Source organism: Undibacterium sp. YM2 (genome assembly GCF_009937975.1).
Classification (GTDB): Bacteria; Pseudomonadota; Gammaproteobacteria; order Burkholderiales; family Burkholderiaceae_D; genus Undibacterium.
On record NZ_AP018441.1, the window covers coordinates 1,950,722 to 1,968,974 of the forward strand.

General features: G+C 51.3%; 16 protein-coding genes. 8 read left to right on the top strand and 8 right to left on the bottom strand.

The features are described from left to right. The first annotated feature begins 150 nt into the window (after positions 1–150). Positions 151–549 (top strand): hypothetical protein, encoded by a 399-nt coding sequence (locus tag UNDYM_RS08735; protein ID WP_162040708.1) that lies wholly within the window; start codon positions 151–153, stop codon positions 547–549. A gap of 110 nt (positions 550–659) precedes the next feature. On the opposite strand, the gene UNDYM_RS08740 is transcribed toward UNDYM_RS08735, so the two are convergent. The 5 genes from UNDYM_RS08740 to UNDYM_RS08760 form a co-directional block, all read right to left on the bottom strand. Then, positions 660–875 carry a DUF3820 family protein gene (locus tag UNDYM_RS08740; protein ID WP_162040709.1) on the bottom strand — a complete coding sequence of 72 codons (216 nt, stop codon included), beginning with the start codon at positions 873–875 and terminating at the stop codon, positions 660–662. A gap of 3 nt (positions 876–878) precedes the next feature. After that, positions 879–1,541: a DUF2242 domain-containing protein gene (locus UNDYM_RS08745; RefSeq protein ID WP_162040710.1), complete on the bottom strand. Its 663-nt coding sequence runs from the start codon at positions 1,539–1,541 to the stop codon at positions 879–881. A 42-nt stretch (positions 1,542–1,583) separates the two neighbouring features. Next, positions 1,584–1,781 carry a hypothetical protein gene (locus UNDYM_RS08750; protein ID WP_174244932.1) on the bottom strand — a complete coding sequence of 66 codons (198 nt, stop codon included), beginning with the start codon at positions 1,779–1,781 and terminating at the stop codon, positions 1,584–1,586. A 391-nt stretch (positions 1,782–2,172) separates the two neighbouring features. Next, positions 2,173–2,883, bottom strand: coding sequence for a histidine utilization repressor (gene hutC / locus UNDYM_RS08755; RefSeq protein ID WP_162040711.1), 711 nt, complete (start codon positions 2,881–2,883; stop codon positions 2,173–2,175). 80 nt (positions 2,884–2,963) lie between these two features. Then, positions 2,964–3,899 (bottom strand): LysR family transcriptional regulator, encoded by a 936-nt coding sequence (locus UNDYM_RS08760; protein ID WP_162040712.1) that lies wholly within the window; start codon positions 3,897–3,899, stop codon positions 2,964–2,966. A 192-nt stretch (positions 3,900–4,091) separates the two neighbouring features. Here UNDYM_RS08760 and UNDYM_RS08765 point away from each other — a divergent pair, with 192 nt between their 5' ends. Together UNDYM_RS08765 and UNDYM_RS08770 are read left to right on the top strand one after the other, a co-directional pair. Continuing rightward, positions 4,092–4,883 (top strand): 3-oxoacyl-ACP reductase family protein, encoded by a 792-nt coding sequence (locus UNDYM_RS08765; protein WP_162040713.1) that lies wholly within the window; start codon positions 4,092–4,094, stop codon positions 4,881–4,883. A 176-nt stretch (positions 4,884–5,059) separates the two neighbouring features. After that, positions 5,060–5,866 carry an isocitrate lyase/phosphoenolpyruvate mutase family protein gene (locus tag UNDYM_RS08770; RefSeq protein ID WP_162040714.1) on the top strand — a complete coding sequence of 269 codons (807 nt, stop codon included), beginning with the start codon at positions 5,060–5,062 and terminating at the stop codon, positions 5,864–5,866. Between the two features lie 81 nt (positions 5,867–5,947). On the opposite strand, the gene UNDYM_RS08775 is transcribed toward UNDYM_RS08770, so the two are convergent. Both UNDYM_RS08775 and UNDYM_RS08780 read right to left on the bottom strand, forming a co-directional pair. Continuing rightward, the gene (locus UNDYM_RS08775) at positions 5,948–6,427 is read right to left on the bottom strand and encodes a GNAT family N-acetyltransferase (protein ID WP_162040715.1); all 480 of its coding nucleotides are present in this window, start codon (positions 6,425–6,427) and stop codon (positions 5,948–5,950) included. Next, complete coding sequence (locus tag UNDYM_RS08780) at positions 6,424–6,831, bottom strand: rhodanese-like domain-containing protein (RefSeq protein ID WP_162040716.1); 408 nt, start codon at positions 6,829–6,831, stop codon at positions 6,424–6,426. The genes UNDYM_RS08775 and UNDYM_RS08780 overlap by 4 nt, the downstream gene beginning before the upstream one ends. Positions 6,832–7,134: 303 nt before the next feature. Between UNDYM_RS08780 and hutU the strand changes: the two genes are divergently transcribed. From hutU to UNDYM_RS08805, 5 genes are all read left to right on the top strand, one after another. Continuing rightward, on the top strand, positions 7,135–8,838 hold the full coding sequence (hutU, locus tag UNDYM_RS08785) for a urocanate hydratase (protein WP_162040717.1): 1,704 nt from the start codon (positions 7,135–7,137) through the stop codon (positions 8,836–8,838). 214 nt (positions 8,839–9,052) lie between these two features. Then, positions 9,053–10,594 carry a histidine ammonia-lyase gene (hutH, locus tag UNDYM_RS08790; RefSeq protein ID WP_162040718.1) on the top strand — a complete coding sequence of 514 codons (1,542 nt, stop codon included), beginning with the start codon at positions 9,053–9,055 and terminating at the stop codon, positions 10,592–10,594. Positions 10,595–10,685: 91 nt separating this feature from the next. Further along, entirely contained in the window at positions 10,686–11,294 is a 609-nt protein-coding gene (locus UNDYM_RS08795) for a HutD family protein (RefSeq protein ID WP_162040719.1), read from the top strand. Beyond that, positions 11,294–12,517, top strand: coding sequence for an imidazolonepropionase (gene hutI, locus UNDYM_RS08800; RefSeq protein ID WP_162040720.1), 1,224 nt, complete (start codon positions 11,294–11,296; stop codon positions 12,515–12,517). Before UNDYM_RS08795 ends, hutI begins: the two co-directional genes overlap by 1 nt. A 127-nt stretch (positions 12,518–12,644) precedes the next feature. After that, on the top strand, positions 12,645–16,385 hold the full coding sequence (locus UNDYM_RS08805) for a DUF748 domain-containing protein (protein ID WP_162040721.1): 3,741 nt from the start codon (positions 12,645–12,647) through the stop codon (positions 16,383–16,385). A 91-nt stretch (positions 16,386–16,476) separates the two neighbouring features. On the opposite strand, the gene UNDYM_RS08810 is transcribed toward UNDYM_RS08805, so the two are convergent. After that, a complete protein-coding gene (locus UNDYM_RS08810) occupies positions 16,477–18,108 on the bottom strand; it encodes a M28 family peptidase (protein ID WP_162040722.1) in 1,632 nt (543 codons plus the stop codon). Positions 18,109–18,253: the final 145 nt, after the last annotated feature.

An 18,253-nucleotide genomic window follows, 5' to 3' on the forward strand; every position in this document is an offset into this window, starting at 1 on the left:
CAAAATCCTTTAAAAGTAGCTAAATGCTAATTTGATCAATATATTGATCTGAGCCCGCAGGTTACAAATATCTGCTTTCAATTTGATTTACACTTAATTAGAATCAGTTGCGTGCGACAAAATGGTTTGTCAACAAGTTGGAGGATACTGATGAAAAAAATGATCAAAAATACATTGCTGGGTCTGGCTTTGGCCGGTGGTTTGTCGGTAGCTTGCGCTGAAGGCGTAGATACCACTGTTGATGGCATTTTCAATGCGCTGACAACGACAAGTAATTTGCAGGCTACGGTTGATAACCTGGTCGCCAGCGGTGCGAATCCACAATCCATCGTTTCTGTTGCTGCCGCTGCTGGTATTCCTCTGGATACTGTCAAGGATTTGCAGGTATGCGTGAATTCTGCTGCACCTGATGCAACAGTGCTCAGTGCTTCCTGCATGAGACAGCGTAGCCTGGTAACTGCCTATGCAGCAGGCGTGAATGATCCTATGAAATATCTGCCTGCAACTGCTGCTGGCAAACGTCAAAGCAAAGAAGTCAAAACGAACTAATCAATTAGTTCAGGATGGCAAGAAAAGCAGACATGTTGAACATGTCTGCTTTTTTATTTTGAGACTCCTGCTATTTGCTGCCCTGACCGTGATAAGCGAGGAAAGCGTTCTCAGGTCTTCTTCCTCAATGGCTCCAGCAATTCTTTGAGGTTGTTGTGATCGATCTCATACATCAATTCCAGTAGCCGGCCTATCTCACCCTTGGGGAAACCTTCCCGCGCAAACCAGCCCAGGTAATTACCGGGCAGGTCAGCGATGACAGTATCCTTGTACTTGCCATAGGGCATCTTGAAGCTCAGCAGTCTTTGCAGGTCGTCCGCTTGCATAAACTAGTCCTCGGATTTCTTGCCAGACTCAACGGGCGGCGGCGTGCTGGTAGCTGGCTGGCTTGCGCTCGTTGCCGCTGGGGCCGCAGGCGTTACGCCAACAGTCTTTTTTTCTTCTTCCATATCCTGGATATAGGGAACCGCATCCAGGTAACGATCGACGAGTTCGAAGAACTGTTCATAAAACTGACCGGTAGGAATGGTTTCGCTGGCGACCTTGACCAGGGCATCGTCAGTTGAGCCAAATGGCAGTGACACTGAACCCAGGGCGCTGACGCCTATGCTCGCTGAAGTATTACTCTTTTTTAGGGAATAACGGTCGCGAACGGCATTTGCAAAAACGGTCGTGCTATTGCTGCCTTTGCTGTTGGCTACGCAGACGACGTTAAATTCAATTTCTGCGTGAATGTCTGCTTCTGGCTGGTATTTCCTGCGGCCTTTAAGTACAGAAGGCTTCCATTCACTGATGACATAACCCTGGCTGAGCAAGGCACGACGCGCTGCCTCGCAGGCGCTTTTTTCAGTACCAGGGAAGGCGCGGGTGAATACGCCGGTAGCACCAAATTCTTCGTGCTGCAAGCCAGCGTGCTTGGTGGTAGTGCAGGCGCTTAACATGCTAAGCCCCAGGGCGAGGCTGAGAGGTAGTAAAAATTTGCGGTGAATCATCTTTATTTCAATAGTACGGATAAAAGCGCAGTGCACTGACACTCAGGCCAGCGCTTCTTTGGCTGCTTCTTCCGGAGTTAATCCATCAAAGAACAGATCGGTGAACCATTCTATCTGCTCTTCTATGTGATCCTGGGCCTGGCTCACGGTGGCACCACCAGCGACCAGGAAGCCTTCTACTTCCGTGCACCAGGCAATCAGCGCCTCGGTTTCCGGGTCCAGTTCATTCTTTTTTGCCATGATGTTTCTTTCTTGCTTATATCAACGTAAGCCGTATTTTAACTTGTCAGCACTGGCAAGGTGTTACCGCTACATTAAATACAAAATTGCAAGTGCCAGATTATTAAGATATAACGCGGCGGGGCATGATTTGGGTGACAGATATCGTAGAAAATTTTAAGACCAAAGAGTTCACCATAGAGGAGTGATCTTTTTTGTAAAGGATCATCGTTTCGTAAGCAGGCAACGTGTCACTTGAGTTCTTTGTTATCGATGTAGGAGCGGCTTTAGCCGCGAATGTCCGTCATAACCAAAAATAATAGATATGGCCAGATGTTTGCGGCTAAAGCCGTTCCTATAAAGTTTCTCTGTGATCCTCTGTGCAAACTCTGTGTCTCTGTGTTGAAAGGTCTTAGAAACTTCCCGCAAACTGATAACGCTTACCCGGATGCCACATCGTCACGCAGGTAGCAATCATGTCGCGCGATCGGGTGGTTCTGTGCAAGACCAGGCAGGCTTCTTTGGCTGAGATATGCAGCATCTCAGCGATCTGTTTTGGTGGCAGCACGGCTTCTATGCTGTAGTCAACTCCTTGCAAGGGCGCGACTGCGACCAGGTATTCATTCGGGGTCATGACGCTGAAGTCTTGTTGCAGGTATTCTGGAGTGACACTGGAGTTGACCCAGCGGTCTTCAACCTGTATCGCCACTTCGTTCTCAAAATGGACGATGACGGAATGGAATAAGCTATGGCCCGCCTTTACCTGGAATTTTGCTGCCAGTTGCTCGCTCGCGGTTTCTGCCTTTAACTCATGCAGTTCGCTGCGGTGAGTATGGCCGCGTGAGCGAATTTCTTCGGCGATGCTTTTGATGGCGACCAATGTTGCCTGGTATTTTTGTTGTGCCACATAAGTGCCTGAGCCCTGTATGCGCGTCAGGATTTGTTCGCTGGTGAGTTCGCGCACGGCGCGGTTGACTGTCATGCGCGAGACACCAAACTGGCTGGCCAGCGCAGTTTCGGCGGGGATGGCATCGCCTTCTTTCCACTTGCCTGACTGGATTTCCTGAAGCAGGGTATCTTTGATGACTTGAAACGCTGGGGTATCTGGCTTGCTGGGTTTCACAGTATGGCTGACATGGGAGTGATAGGTGTTTGCATTTTCTCATAGCACTGCTGTGATAGCGAATAAATCGGCTGGCACTGTCACTTTTTGCGCGGCAACGCAGAAAATTTACCTGCAATATCCAGTTCACGAAAACGCATGAGGATGAAATCAACAAACAGCCTGGTCTTGGCTGGCATCAGCTTGCTGCTGGCGTAGTAGATGGAAATGGGGCCAATATCCGCATACCAACTGGGCAGCAGGCGTAGCAATGCACCGCTTTCCAGGTAGGGCAGCGCATGCAGTCTCGGCACCATGGCGACACCCAAATCGAACAAGGCAGCACGGCACATGGCTTCCGGGTCATCCATGATGATGCGTGTCTTCAATTCCAGATGTGCTTCTTCACCCGCAGCATTGCGTAACGTCCACGAGCGCAGTCGGCCACTTTGTGACGAGCGGCGCATGATGCCGTCCAGATGAGCCAGGTCTGCGGGTTTTGTCGGCATTTTGTGAGCAGCGATATAGGCGGGCGAAGCAACGGGTATGACATGAGCGCGCCCGATTTCACGCGCAATAACACCAGGCACCAGTTCTATGCCACCGCCGATGGCAACATCAAAACCTTCAGCGATGATATCTACGCTGCGGTTATCAAAATGCAGATCGGGTATGACATCAGGGTAAGTGTTAATAAAATCATTTACCGCAGGCAAAACATAATCTCGCCCAAAGGCCAGTGCCAGGCTGATCTTTAATACGCCAGCGGGTTTGCCTGCGACGTTTTCTACATTTGCCAGTGCTGCCTGTATGCTGTCCAGCCCGCCCTTGATCTGCGCCAGAAATACCTCTCCCGCCTCCGTCAGCATCAGACTGCGCGTGCTGCGCTGGAACAAGCGTATGCCCAGCCGTGATTCCAGCTTGGCGACGTTCTTGCTGACAGCCGCTGGCGTCAAGCCCAGGTTACGTGCTGCCTGGGAAAAACTGCCAGCCTCAGCACTACGAACGAAAGATTCTATGCTCGCCAGTGTCTCCATGATTTCCTCTGCCTTCGGTCTTTAATTTTGATTATTAGCTTCAACCTACTTTCAACCTTTGGTTGAAAGTAATGTTATCGATTATGGACTACTTGTAATCATTTAAAAAGCACAAAATAGCTACATCCAATCACGGATTAAAGAAATTAAACCGAATCAAACTTAAGTAAGCCAACTACACAGGAGAACGACATGACACAAGCACTCAGCACACAAGCACTTAGCACACAAGCAAACACATCCAAAGCAAACCTGGCTGGTAAAACAGCCCTGGTCACCGGCGGTTCACGCGGTATAGGTGCTGCCATTGCACGCAAGCTGGCAACAGATGGCGCAGCAGTTGCGATCACTTATTCCAGCAGTGCACAGCAGGCAGAACAACTGGTCGCGGATATACGCTCAACTGGCGGCAAGGCATTGGCTATCCGTGCTGATGCGCAAGATGCCGATGCCGTTAAACAGGCAGTGGCAAAAACGGTCGCAGAATTTGGCGGTCTCGATATCCTGGTCAACAATGCAGGGGCACTGGTCGCCGGTGGCATTGCAGATATCAGCATGGATGATTATCAACGCCTGATCGCTGTCAACGTGACAGGCGTGTTTGTTGCCTCGCAAGAAGCGCAGCGTCACATGAAAGAAGGTGGACGTATCATCAATATTGGTAGCGTCAACAGTGATTATGTACCTGTACCTGGCCTGTCACTGTATGCTTTGACCAAAGGTGCAGTAGCTTCTTTCACTCGCGGCCTGGCACGCGACCTGGGCGCACGTGGCATCACCGTCAATAATGTACAGCCCGGTCCTGTTGATACAGAAATGAATCCAGCCAACGGAGCTTTTGCCGACACCATGCGCAGCTACATGGCGACTGGCAAATACGGCACAGGTACGCAGATCGCCAGCCTGGTTGCCTACCTGGCAAGTGAAGATGCGGCATTCATTACTGGTGCAAACCTCAAGGCTGATGGTGGTTTTGATGCCTGATATGCTTGATGTGGGCAAATAAAAATACATGAATCAAAGAGCCGGATTGCCTGCAGGTTGGTGCAGCGCAGCCCGGTTTTTTTGTGTGACAATATTGGCCGAATCCGGCGGGATATATCCCGTCGCATTGCGTAAGATTTCGATGTTTTTTACCTGATTAACATTTGGAGTTTTTCATGACAGCCTCAAGCTTTAGTAAATTCAAAGAATTGCACGAGAGTAGTAAACCCTTGTTGTTGCCCAATGCCTGGGATGCTGCCAGCGCTATCTTGTTTGAACGTGATGGTGCCAACGCAATTGCCACTTCCAGTGCCTCGCTGGCCTGGGCGTCGGGTTATGCAGATGGCGGCACCCTGCCACGTGAAGAGTTGCTGGCAGCCGTGCGACGTATCATGCGTGTCATCAAAGTACCTTTGTCCGTGGATATTGAAGATGGCTATAGCGACGATGCCGACGCCGTTGCTGATCTGGTAGCAGACTTGCAGCAGTACGGCGTGGCTGGTATCAATCTTGAAGATGGCGGTGGCACACCTGAATTGATGATCGCAAAAATCAAGGCTATCCGTAGCAAGCTGGCTGGCGCTGGATTTTTCATCAACGCCAGGACAGATGTTTATCTGCGTGGGCTGGCGAGTGGCGATGCTGCAATACAGATGGCGATTGGCCGTGCGCAAGCTTATCAGGCTGCCGGAGCCAGTGCAGTATTTTTGCCAGGGCTATGCGACGCTGAAACCATTTCTACAATTGCCCAGGCAATTGATATCCCAGTCAACATCATGGCTGTACCTGGCATGCCAGACATCAGTCAATTGTTCGCCGCTGGCTGCCGTCGTTTTTCGCTAGGGCCTGTGCCTTTCCAGCTTGCTTATCACCACGCCAGAGAAGGTGTGCACCAGTTTTTGCATCAGGGCCAGACAGCTGCATTATTCAAACATGAGTTAAGCTATCCATCTATGAATGCGGGCTTGAATATTGATGGCTGACATGTATTGCTAATCCTTGGATAAACAGATCATCCGTGCGGGATGATCTGAAAAATATTCCTGAATTTGGCTGGGTTTAATTCATGGCGTGAGTTGCAATGCCCATGCTTCCCAGTCCCTTACCGGTTCACCGCCAAATTGTCGGTAAAACTGCTTTGCATTGCTATTGTCTGGCAGCACATCCCATTTTAATCTGCCGCAGCCATGCTGCCTGGCATCGGCGATGACGGTTTCCATCAATGCCTTGCCTATGCCAAGCTGGCGCGCAGTTGCGCTGACATACAATTCTTTAAGTCGCCAGTCCGGGCGCAGGTCGTAGGTGAAAGCAACTTCAACCAGGACTGCATAGCCCAGCAAGGCACCCATTGGTGCTGCCGCCACATAAGACTTGAATTGTGGCTTTTCTGTATCCAGGCCACGTGCCAGCAAATCATCAGCGGTGACGCGAAATTCAGCCAGGTAGCCTTCAAAGGCTGCCAGTTCTCGCATCAGTTGTAACAAGTCTGTTACGTCGCTGGCCAGGGCAGGGCGTACGCTGAATTCAGTTGCTCCTACGCTCATGCCAGTTCAGTGACTTCTGTTGTCAGGCTGAAGCCTTCATCGAGCCAGCCAGTGATACCGCCTATCATGATTTTGACCGGGCGGCCAAGCTGCGCCAGCCTGATCGCCGCCTTGGTCGCGCCATTGCAATGCGGGCCTGCACAGTACGTCACAAACAGGGTATCGGCCGGATAGCTGGCCAGTTTGGACGCAATGATCTTGCCTCTGAGCAGGTTGATCGCGCCAGGTACGTGGCCTTGGGCATAAGACTCGGGGCTGCGTACGTCCAGCAAGACAAAATCGGCCTTGCCTTCAGACATGGCGTGGTGGGTATCCCAGCAATCTGTCTCAAAACGCAGGCTGTCTGCAAAATGGGCGATGGCTTCCTGGCTGCTGGCTGCGGCGACTTCAGTAACGACGGACATGGTGTTTGCCTTTCATGAGTGGGTTGACTATGTAGCTATTCTCGACCTTTTTAACATGGGTAAGTAGTGGCGTTAACGGCATGATCCGGTAATATCTCGCCAAAGTGGCGGATGACTAAAATTTTTGCACAGTCCTTTTATTATTTGCTTGCAAAAGTTGTATATACAACTTAAACTTTCTCTCAATGATTCAGCTTTGTCCGGTTTTGTGCATGTTTGCTGGCTTGACCGGATTCTTAAATTTGGGCGGTATATCTGCGATTTTGCCGCTATCCTGTATTCACTGACTGATGGAGAGAGACTATGAACAACGATCCACGCTGGGATGCCAGCCGCGAAATCCACGCACCACGCGGCGCAGAAAAAACCTGCAAGACCTGGGTAGCCGAAGCGGCTTACCGCATGATCCAGAATAATCTTGACCCTGCAGTGGCAGAAAACCCAAAGCATCTGGTCGTCTATGGCGGCATAGGCCGAGCAGCCCGCAACTGGGAATGCTATGACCAGATCCTGGCATCGCTGAAAGAACTGGGTGAAGATGAAACCCTGCTGATACAGTCCGGCAAACCGGTAGGCGTGTTCAAGACCCATGAAGACGCACCCCGCGTGCTGATCGCCAATTCCAACCTGGTACCAAAATGGGCCAACTGGGAACATTTCAATGAACTCGACCGCAAGGGCCTGTTCATGTATGGTCAGATGACTGCCGGTAGCTGGATATATATAGGCACGCAAGGCATAGTTCAGGGCACTTATGAAACCTTTGCCGAGGCTGGCCGCCAGCATTTCAATGGTGACTGGGGTGGCCGCTGGATATTGACAGCAGGTCTGGGCGGCATGGGTGGCGCGCAACCTTTGGCGGCCAGCTTCGCCGGTGCGGTATCTCTTAACATTGAATGCCAGCAATCAAGTATAGACTTCCGCCTGCGTACCCGTTATGTCGACAAGCAAGCCAAAAACCTTGACGATGCTTTGGCTTTGATCAAACATCATTGCGACCGTAAAGAAGCAGTATCCATCGCCTTGCTCGGCAATGCCGCAGAAATCTTGCCTGAACTGGTCAAGCGCGCAAAAGCTGGGGGCATGAAACCTGATCTGGTAACAGATCAAACCTCTGCCCATGACCTCATCAATGGTTACCTGCCTATAGGCTGGACCGTGGCTGAATGGAAGGCTGCGCAACAAGACGCTACGCAACATGCGAAACTGACTGCTGATGCTTCACAAGCCTGCGCTGTGCATGTACAAGCGATGCTGGATTTCCACGCCATGGGCATACCGACTGTTGATTACGGCAATAACATCCGCCAGGTAGCTTTTGACACCGGCGTCAAGAATGCCTTTGACTTCCCCGGCTTTGTACCGGCATATATCCGCCCGCTGTTCTGCGATGGCAAAGGCCCGTTCCGTTGGGTAGCCTTGTCGGGTGACCCCGAAGATATCCGCAAGACCGATGCCAAGATCAAGGAGCTGTTCCCAGAGAATAAGGGCGTACACAAATGGCTGGAAATGGCGGGTGAGCGCATTGCCTTCCAGGGTTTGCCAGCGCGTATTTGCTGGCTGGGCCTGGGTGAGCGGCATATCGCTGGTCTGGCCTTCAATGAAATGGTCAAGAATGGCGAATTGAAAGCACCGATCGTCATTGGCCGTGACCATCTGGATACAGGCTCAGTCGCCAGCCCTAACCGTGAAACAGAAGGCATGCGCGATGGTACAGATGCAGTGTCCGACTGGCCTTTGCTGAATGCTTTGTTGAACACGGCTGGCGGCGCCAGTTGGGTATCGCTGCATCATGGCGGTGGTGTGGGCATGGGTTACTCTCAACATTCTGGCATGGTCATCGTTGCTGATGGTACTGAAGCTGCGGCAAAACGCCTGGCGCGTGTACTGGTCAATGACTGCGGTTCTGGCGTCATGCGTCATGCGGATGCGGGGTATGAACAGGCTGTTGCTTGTGCTGAGCGTGAGGGTTTGAAGTTGCCTATGATTAAGGGTACTGCCAAGTAAGCTGATTTTATTTATCGCGAGAATAGTAATTTGCTTTTATATTCCCTCCCCGTCAAGGGGAGGGCTAGGGTGGGGATGGGTTTCGGTTGATCGATTACGAATCCAAATTGCTGAAGAAATCCATCCCCATCCCAACCTTCCCCTTGAATGGGAAGGAGTAGATTGCCCTCCGAATTTGACCATGCAAATTATTAAAAGTATTCAGGAAAAACACATGAGTAATCATTTTGAAATTCAACCCGGCCAGTTCACGCTGAGCGACTTGCGCTCTATCTGGATCAAGGCGCAGCCTTTGAAGCTGGTAGAATCTGCCTATGCAGCAATCAATGCATCATCCGCCACCATCGATAAAATCGTTGCCAAAGGCGATGCTGCTTATGGCATCAATACTGGTTTTGGCAAGCTGGCCAAGACCCGTATCCCTGACGATCAACTGGAACTCTTGCAGCGCAATCTCATTCTTTCGCATTCTGTTGGTTCTGGCGAATTCATTTCTGATGAAGTCGTGCGCCTGATCCTGGCGATGAAGATTGCCAGCCTGGCGCGTGGTGTCTCCGGCATACGTGCTTCTGTGATAGACAGCATGATCGCCATGTATAACGCAGGCATCATGCCGACTATCCCGGTCAAGGGCTCAGTTGGTGCATCCGGCGATCTGGCACCTTTGTCACACATGACCCTGGCTATGCTGGGTGAGGGCGATGCACGGGTCAATGGCAAACTGGTGCCAGCCAAAGAAGCATTGGCTGCTGCCGGTATCAAGCCTGTCGTTCTGGCAGCGAAGGAAGGTCTGGCACTGATCAACGGCACGCAAGTATCGACAGCGCTGGCATTGAATGGCCTGTTCCTGGCAGAGCGCTTGCTGGAAGCTGGCACTATTACTGGTTCCTTGTCAGTCGATGCTGCCAAGGGCAGCGATGCGCCGTTTGATGCGCGCATTCATAGCAGCCGTGGCCAGCCTGGCCAGATTGCGACAGCGCAGATTTATCGCAGCCTGCTGGAAGGCAGTGAAATCCGTCAGTCCCATCTCGTCAATGACGAACGTGTGCAAGATCCATATTGCCTGCGCTGCCAGCCGCAAGTCATGGGCGCCTGCCTCGACATTATCAATAATGCAGCACGCACTTTGCTGATAGAAGCGAATGCGGTGACAGATAATCCATTGGTGTTTGTTGAAACCGGTGAAGTCATTTCTGGTGGTAACTTCCATGCAGAGCCTGTGGCTTTTGCGGCAGATACCCTGGCGCTGGCGATAGCAGAAATTGGTTCCATCTCTGAGCGCCGCATCGCCTTGCTGATCGATTCATCAATCTCTGGCCTGCCACCTTTCCTGGTACCCTCATCTGGCTTGAATTCTGGTTTCATGATCGCTCACGTGACAGCAGCAGCGCTGGCTTCTGAAAACAAATCACATGCCCATCCATCCAGTGTGGACAGTATTCCGACTTCTGCCAACCAGGAAGACCATGTCAGCATGGCGACTTATGGCGCACGCCGTTTGCATGAAATGGCCCACAACACGGCGACCATCGTTGGCATAGAATTGCTGGCGGCGGCACAAGGTGTGGACTTCCATGCGCCTTTGCAAACATCGGCTATGTTGAAGCAGGTTCACGCACTTTTGCGTGAAAAAGTGGCTTTCTATGACAAGGACAGGTTCTTTGCCCCTGATATAGAAGCAGCAAAAGCGCTGGTCGTTGAAGGCCATTTGAGCGCACAATGCCAGCAGTTGTATCAAAATCTGTATTTGGCCTGATTCTGCTTGAAGCTTAACAGTTTGTATTAAGATAGTGGCTCTCTCATCTGGGAGGGCCATTTTTGTATTTTGTTGAAAGCTTTTGATACCCATGCGTAAGTGGACAAGACTAGACTATCAAACCATGCCATGGAAAAATGGCGGCGGCAGCACGACTGAGCTGGCAATATTTCCAAGCGGTGCCAGCCTCGACCATTTCGTCTGGCGTCTGAGTACGGCAGAAGTCAGCAGCAGTGGCCCGTTTTCGCATTTCGCCCAGATAGACAGAACGCTGGCGATTTTATCTGGTGAAGGCCTGATACTGCATAGCGATAGCGAGCAGGCCCATGGCCAGAGTGTTTTCCTCAAACAGGATAGCCTGCCGCATCAGTTCAAAGGTGAAACACCCATCAATGCCGAACTCTTGCATGGCACCGTGCTGGACCTGAACATGATGACACGGCGTGATGTCTGCACCCATCACATGCAAAGGTTGGAAGCTGGCAAGCATTTCATCGAAGCCAATGATGCCCAGCAGCTTTTGCTGTTCTGTGCCAAAGGCAGTGCCCGCCTGGCTACAGGTGAGACTTTGCAAGACTATGATTGCTGTCTGTTTGAAGAAGAGCATGAGCATCAGGGCATACGACTGAACCTGCACGCTGATGAAGACGCAGTACTGTATCTGATACGCATACAATTTTTGAGCATGGGTGACAGTTGATGACTACTACAGTCTTATCCTGGGATAGCTTGTGGATCAATGTCCACCTGGCTTGCATGACAGATGGCTATGGCGAAATCAGGGATGCTGCCATCGCCGTCAAGGATGGCAAGATCGCCTGGCTGGGCGCGCAGAGCGAATTACCCGCAGAATATGGTGCGGCCAAAACCCACGACGGCAAGGGTTGCTGGCTGACGCCCGGCCTCATCGATTGCCACACCCATCTGGTGTATGCCGGTAACCGCAGCAATGAATTTGAAGCGCGCCTGAACGGCGTCGCCTATGAAGAAATCGCCAGGCAGGGCGGCGGTATCAATGCCACTGTGCGTGCCACACGCGCAGCGTCTGAGGATGAATTGCTGGCGGCTACACTGCCGCGCCTGCATGCCATGCTGGCTGAGGGCGTGACGACACTGGAAATCAAGTCTGGCTATGGCCTGGACCTGGAAACCGAGGCACGCATATTGCGTGTAGCCAGACGTATAGGACGTGAATTTCCAGTACGAGTCAAAACCACGTTTTTGGGCGCACATGCCTTGCCGCCAGAATATGCAGGCAGGGCTGATGATTACATCGAGCTGGTTTGCGAGCAGATGTTGTCAGCTTTAGTCGCTGAAGGCCTGGTCGATGCCGTTGATGTATTCTGTGAAAAAATAGGGTTCACGCCAGCGCAAACCGAACTGGTGTTCAAGGCGGCGCAAGCGCATGGCTTGCCAGTCAAGCTGCATGCTGAACAATTATCGGATCAGGGTGGGGCCGCATTAACGGCACAATATAAAGGCTTGTCTGCCGATCATCTGGAGTATTTATCTGATGAAGGTATAGCAGCGATGGCAGCCAGTGGCACTGTGGCCGTGCTGCTGCCTGGCGCGTTTTATTTTTTGCGCGAAACCAAATACCCGCCATTGGCTGCCATGCGTATGGCTGGCGTGCCAATTGCGCTGGCAACGGACTGCAATCCTGGTACCTCACCCATGACTTCGCTGTTATTGACCATGAATATGGCTTGCACCCTGTTCCGCATGACGCCGCTGGAAGCACTGCAAGGCGTGACTTGCCATGCAGCGCAAGCTCTAGGTTTGAATGCAGAAACTGGCAGTCTGGCAGTGGGCAAGGCGGCCGATTTTGCACTGTGGGATATTGCCAGACCGGCAGACCTGGCTTATCACATAGGAGCCAATCCTTCGCAGGCCAGGGTGTTTGCAGGTAAGTTGCTGGCTTAGCAGGCTCAAAATCTTTACTGATTGACATTCTTTAACCCCGCAATTGCGGGGTTTTCTTTTTATCGCTGCCGCTGGCGACTATAATCTTGTTTAGAACACAAACGCTGCAGACTCATCAGACTACGCCATGACGACAATAAAACAGAAAATTACGAATGCAAATCAACGCTGGCATCTGGGGCGATGGGCTGCGGGTTTTGCCGGGCTGCTGCTACTGTTGATAGTGTTAAGCTGGGCTTTTTTGCCAGGTATCGTCAAGCGCATCGCAGCTGAACAAGTGCAACAACAGATAGGCCGCAAGCTGGATATGGTGGATATCCGCTTTTCACCTTTCAAGCTGGCGCTGACGATAGAGGGTTTGACCCTGTATGAGGCTGATCAGCGCACACCCGCAGTCAAGGCCAGGGAACTGGTGCTGAATCTGTCGCTGGCATCGCTGTTTCGTCAGGCTCTGATCGTTGATGAAGTCAAACTCACCGAGCCTTACGTGCATATTATCCGCACACCAGGTGAGGGCTATGGTCGCTACAATTTCAGTGATATCCTCGAAAAAATTGCCGCCATGCCCAAGAGCGAATCAACGACGCGCTTTTCGCTGGCGAACCTTCAGCTTGCCGGTGGCCGCATAGAGATCGATGACAAGGTCGTCAATGAGCAATTCAAGATAGAGGCACTGCAAATCGGTGTGCCCTTTGTGTCCAACTTCCCGAATCAGGTAGAGAGTTTTGTCGAACCCCTATTATCGGCCAAGGTCAATGGTGCAAACTTTGTCCTCAAGGGCAGGGCCAAGCCATTTACTAGCAGTCTTGATACTTCACTGGCTATTGATCTCGATAAACTGGACCTGACACAATACCTGCCCTATATACCCGTGGCCTTGCCAGTACAAATCCAGAATGCAAAATTGTCGACCAAACTGGATTTGATTTTCAGCCGCAAGAATGCCCACCCTGAATTATTGCTGGCGGGTGACGTGCATCTGGATGAGCTGCATGTCAACGACAAGTCAGATGCACCCTTGCTGAAACTTGGCAGCCTGCATGCACAAATCAAGCAAGTCAATGTCATGACAGCGGCAGCCAGCATCAGTAAACTGGAGCTGTCAGCACCAGAAATCTGGCTGGATATCAATCAGCAGGGGCAATTGAACTGGGCCAGCCTGGCTGCCCCAGCTAGCCCAGCTAAAAATGGCAAAGCAAATACCAAGAATGCGGCAGCGCCAGCAGTGTCAGCAGTGGTAGGTGCCTCTGCTTCTGCATCGTCTTCTGCAGCGGGCGTGGCAAAACCTGTCACGGTCTTGCAGCAACTGGCAGAACTGCAACTGTCAAAAGGGATAGTGCATTTCCGTGACGCCAAGCATGCCAATCCTGCCCAGACCGTTAATTTGAAAGATATCAGCCTGACGGCACATGGTTTGTCGTCCTCAGCAGATGCCAAAGCTGCGCCTTTCAAGCTTGCACTGAGCGGTGAAAATGATGAAAGCCTGAAACTGGAAGGGGATATGCAAGCGCTGGCTGGCACGCTCAAAGCACAACTGGCTTTGAGTTCATGGTCACTGGCTACTTACCAGCCTTTGCTGAGCAATTATCTGCTCGCAAGTGTCAGCGGCAAATTTGATGTGAATGCACAATTGCAGGTGCAAAAAGGCCTGGTGCAAGTCGATGATCTGGGCATGAAACTGAGCCAGTTCGCCATCAAACCCAAGTCTGCCGACGACGGCAGTTTTAACCTGAAAGCATTAGCAATAGACAAGCTGACTCTTAGCATGGAGAACAGGCAAGTCAATATAGGCAGCGTGCTGTTTGATGGCCTGGTGAGTGATGTGCGGCGTGATGAACAGGCGGTAATGAATTTCAAAAAATGGCTGAAATCTGGTGCAGGCACAAATCAGGCTGCATCTGAGACTGCGGGCAGCAATGCGGCAAGCACCGCGACTGCTCCTGCATGGAAAGTCAATTTGGCCAGTCTGGATTTCAGGGATAGTGCTGTCAGCTTCAACGACAAATCCATGTCACCAGAGGTAAAAATCAGGCTGGATGGTTTTAACCTGCATGCAGAAAAACTCAGTAGTGATATGTCGCAGGCTGTGAAGATGACTTTGCAGACGAATATAGGAAAAAAATCGAAGTTGAGCCTGGATGCAAGCGCATCCAGTCAGCTAAAAAACATCAACATGAATCTGGATGGACAGGGTTTGCCTGTGTCTGCATTATTCCCCTACGTATCACCGTACGTGAATGCTGCGCTGACACGTGGCAGGGCAGATATCAAGGGTAAATTGAGCCTGATTAATGTGCTCGATAGCAGCAGGCAGATCAATTATGAGGGCATGCTGGCATTGAATGATTTTCACCTGCTGGAAAATGGCGCTGAAGAAGATTTCCTGGAATGGAAAAACATTTCCATGGATGGCATCAGTGCCCAGATTGGCGGCGACAAACAATTGGTCAACCTGAAAAAACTTGCACTCAATGATTTTTATGCGCGCGCGATCTTGTCCGCCAAGGGCAAGCTGAATATACAAACCATACTCAGCACCAAGAAAGCAGATGCCGAAGAAGCTGAGGCAACTCAGGCTGCCCAGTCAGATGACACAGCCAAAGCTGTCACCAGCAAAACTGCAACATCGACTATCGTCACTGTACCCCTGCCCGCCAAGGTGGAAAAAGCCAATCCGGTTGCCATACGCATTGCACAGACCACGCTTAAAGGCGGCAATATCAATTTTACCGATAATTTCGTCAAGCCCAATTACACTGCCAACCTGACCGGTGTTGCAGGTACCATAGGTGCTATAGCTTCTGACAATCCTCAGCCAGCAACTATCGAACTCACAGGCAAGGTTGATGATGATGCGCCATTGGTGATATCCGGCACCCTGAATCCTTTATCCAATCCCATTTTCATGGATGTCAAGGCCAGTGCAAACGGCCTGGAACTGACACGGCTGACTCCTTATGCAGCCAAGTATGCTGGCTATGCCATAGAAAAAGGCAAGTTGTCGATGCAGGTGTCATACCGCATAGAGAACCAGCAGTTGCAGGCAGAAAACGATGTGCGCCTTGATCAGCTGACTTTTGGTGAAAGAGTAGATAGTCCTACCGCGACCAAATTACCTGTCATGCTGGCCGTTGCCTTGTTACGCGACAACCAGGGCCGTATCAATATCAATTTGCCGATCAGCGGCTCCTTGTCTGACCCACAGTTCTCAGTTGGCGGCATCATCTTCAAGGTCTTCATGAATGTGATCACCAAGGCAGTGACTTCACCATTTGCCTTGCTGGGTTCCATGTTTGGTGGTGGGGAGGAACTCGCTTACACCGAGTTTCTGCCCGGTCAGACCAGTTTGACCCCAGAGGCAACAGCCAAGCTTGATAATCTCGCCAAGGCACTAAAAAACCGCAGTGCATTGAAGCTGGATATCATAGGCCGTGTAGAGCCAGCGACTGATGGCGATGGCATACGCCAGTTGCTGTTGTTGCAGAAAATGCGCGAACTGAAATGGAAAGACGTGCGTCAGAAAGACCGCACGGTCAAAAAAGAAGACATCGTCATTAGCGATACTGAAAAAGCCAAATATATAGAAGAGGTTTATCAGGCCGAAAAATTCACCAAACCCCGTAATGCGATTGGCCTCGCCAAGACCCTGCCAACGGCAGAAGCTGAGAAAATGATACTCGCCAATACCCAGGTCACGCCGGATGCCTTGCGCAGCCTGGCCCAAAAACGTGCGGATAATGTGCGTGATTACCTGGAAGATGTATCGGGTGTCGAGCGTGAAAGGCTATTCCTGATCGCCCCTAAACTGAATGCCGACGGCATCAAGGATAAGGGCAGTCCGAACCGGGTAGATTTCTCGCTGAAATAGTTTGAGCCAGGTGATCGTTTAGTTTTGCTTTGATATGGCCTGGCAGGAGGGCGCCGGTAAGAGCGTATCCGGCGCCCCTGCTGTAGTCCTGTTACTGTGTTGCTCGTCTGTATATTCCACCTTTTTTCCAGACTGGCATCGCAGTAGCGTTAGCAATCGCATAACCCAGATTCAAAGTAAATTGCGCCTGCTGTAGCATGCCGCTCAAATCCCATGCCGGGTTGTAGCGATCGCGCGGGGTATGGTAGTCTTTTTTAAACGCTTTCATTTGTGCTGCTTCCTGTTCGGCATCATGATCGAAGGCAAATGAACCATCACCAGAGAACACGGCAGAACCGACATTAAATGCCGGAACACCCGCCCGTACAAAATTGAAATGATCGGCGCGGAAGAAAGCTCCTCCTAAATCGGCAACGGGCGGTGCAATGCGCAAGCCCATTTTTCTTGCAACGGCTGTGGCACTGTGAAACAGGCTGCTGTGCTCGCTGCCAGCAACACCCATGTCCTGGGTTTTGCCAACAAAATTCATGCTGTCCAGGTTGAGATCAGCCGCAGTTTTTGCCAGTGGCCATAAGGGGTGTTGTACGTAAAATGCGCTGCCAAGCAAACCCTGTTCTTCCGCCGCTGGCCACAAGAAAATCTGTGTGCGTTTCGTTGGATGTGTCACCGCAGCTTGTGCCATGGCCAGCAATGCCGCCGCACCGGAAGCATTATCCACGGCGCCATTCCAGATTTGTGCAGGTTTACCTGGTTCTTGCGCTATGCCCAGATGATCCCAGTGTGCGGAATACAGTACCGCCTGATCTTTCAGTTTTGTGTCCTTGCCGGGTACCATGCCTATGATATTTTGTTGCTCCACTTTACGCACTGCACTGCGCAATGTCACATGTATCCTGGCATCCAGAGCAACAGGTTTAAATTCACGGGTCTCAGCTTGTGCACGCAACCCATCCTGGTCTTGCCCTGCCGCAGCGAACAGGGCTTTGGCAGCATCTTCCTGTAGCCAGCCTTCCAGCGCATTGCCCTTATTATCATCGCTGCCAAGACTGAAACGCTCGTGGCTAAAAGATGTTTGCGGCACGTTCCAGGCGTAACTGGCTGATGGCGTAGTGTGTATCAGTAAAACACCCGCAGCACCTTGCCTTGCCGCTTCTTCAAACTTGTAGGTCCAGCGGCCATAATAGGTGAGTGCCTTTCCTGCAAAACGATTTGGTTCTGCCACGGTTGGCTGGGGATCGTTGACCATCATTACCAGCAATTTTCCTTTAAGGTCCATGCCTTTGAAATCATCCCAATGTTCTTCTGGCGCACGCACGCCATAGCCAACAAATACCAAAGGAGCGTCGAAATCATTATTGGCTTTACCATTGGAGGAGCCATATACAATCTCGGTCCCGAGGATAGGCGAAAGCGCAGCTTTGCTTGTTTCAAAGCGCAGTTGACTGCTGCTGAGTGTCTGGCTGCCTACCAGTGTCACCGTTTGTCTATAGCCATTTGCGCCCGGTAAGGGCACCAGGCCGATGGCTGCTGCCTGAGCTTCCAGATAGCGCACGGCGAGATCGCCACCGCGTTGTCCGGTACCGCGCCCTTCCAGCAAATCGTCAGATAAAAATGCCAGATGCGCACGCAAAGGCGCTTCCTTTACTTGTTGCGCCTGGACGGGCTGATGGTACAGCGCAAAATGTAAAACGATGCTGGATATGGCGATAGACGCAAGGCGCATCTGTACTCCTGTGAATTCTATAAATTGATTTGATTTGGCTGGTTTGCGCCAGATCATATTACAAAGCAGGTGCTTTTTTCTTTGCTTGAGATATTAGTGGTCCATGAAAACAGAAAAACAGTCCTATTCTCCAATTACTTGTCTT